Source organism: Sandarakinorhabdus glacialis (genome assembly GCF_014643455.1).
Taxonomy (GTDB): domain Bacteria; phylum Pseudomonadota; class Alphaproteobacteria; order Sphingomonadales; family Sphingomonadaceae; genus Sandarakinorhabdus; species Sandarakinorhabdus glacialis.
Window position 1 is genome coordinate 1 of record NZ_BMJM01000034.1, and the last position, 1,356, is coordinate 1,356.

Below are 1,356 nucleotides of genomic sequence, written 5' to 3' on the forward strand. Positions count from 1 at the left end.
GTAATTACTCACCCCCTTGCCAAACCGGGCTGTCCGTGATTCATCCTTTCCATGAATCGCGAGGATCTTGAGGGGCTTACGAAACCTGAGTTGATTGATCTGGTGCTGGGGATGCAGCGCCCGGACAAGACGTCGCGGACGTCATCGAAGCCGCCATCGACGGACAGGAAGGCAAAGCGGGATGGTTCGCGTCCTGGCGGCGCCAAGCCCGGTCATAAGGGTCACTCCCGCGTTCTGGCCGAAGCGCCCGATGTTCACGAAGACCATCGCCCGGCGCATTGTGACCACTGCGGTCTGGCGTTTGCCGAGGATGCGTCTGGCGCGGTGATCGGGGAATATGACGAGATCGACCTGCCTGAGGTGAAGCCTATGGTCAGGCGGCACCGGCGGCTGAAATGCCGTTGTGCCAACTGCGGCAAGACGACGGCGGCGCCCTTGCCGGCAGCGGCGCAAGGCACGCCGTTCGGGCACAGGATCCATGCGCTGGCGCTTTATCTCAAATCGAACCAGCTGTTTTCCTATGAACGGCTGCAAGGCGTCTTTGCCGATCTATTTGGCCTGCAGCTCAGCCAGGGCGCGCTGATGAACATGTTCAAACGCACCGCGCCGGTCTTTGCCGCCGGACGCGACGATGCTCTGGCGGCCTTGCGCGGTGCCGAAGTCGTTGCTTGCGACGAGACGGGCATGCGGATTGAGGGCTGCAATGCGTATCAGTGGGTGTTCTGTTCGAGCAAGGCTGTCGTCCATACCGCCGAGTTCAGCCGCGCCGCCCAGGTCGTGCACGACACGATGGCCGGACATGAACCCGAAGTATGGATATCGGATCGCTATTCCGCCCAGCAAGGGCATGGCCAGCGTCACCAGACGTGCCTTGCTCATCTCGATCGCAAGGCGCGCTTCGTCGCCGAGAATGGCAGCGATTTGATCGGGATGCGGGTCCAGTTCTGGTTTGATCGCGCCTTCAGGCTTGCCCGCGACATCGCCGCGCTCGCCGCCGCCACGGTGAAAAACCGAAGGCGCGCGCTGATGCGCGACCTCGATGCCATCCTCGCCAGCACCACCGATTGCCAGTTGGCGCGCGAACTGCTCGGCCAAATCCGCCGCGCGCGCGACCAAATACTCACCTTTTGCGATTTCGCGGGCAGGGTCGATGCCACCAATAATGTCAGCGAGCGCGCCCTCAGACCCAGCGTCATCCAGCGAAAAGTCACCAACGGTTATCGCGCCAAATGGGCCGCCGATGCCGAAGCCGCCTTGCGCACCACCGTTGACACTGCGCGTCTCGCGGGACGCACTCCATTCCACACCATCCTGGGTGCCGTCACCGCCTGATAGCTGGTACGGGTGAGTAATTAC

The 1,356-nt window shown here is 62.4% G+C and carries 1 protein-coding gene; it reads left to right on the forward strand.

Annotated elements, in window-relative coordinates; translation table 11 throughout:
* Positions 1 to 51: 51 nt before the first annotated feature.
* Positions 52 to 1,332 carry an IS66 family transposase gene (gene tnpC, locus IEW98_RS16020; protein ID WP_188764531.1) on the forward strand — a complete coding sequence of 427 codons (1,281 nt, stop codon included), beginning with the start codon at positions 52 to 54 and terminating at the stop codon, positions 1,330 to 1,332.
* The last annotated feature ends 24 nt before the right edge of the window (positions 1,333 to 1,356 follow it).

Excerpts from the sequence above, each read along its gene's own strand:
- tnpC (WP_188764531.1), top strand. The coding sequence starts at position 52 with ATGAATCGCGAGGATCTTGAGGGGCTTACGAAACCTGAGTTGATTGAT.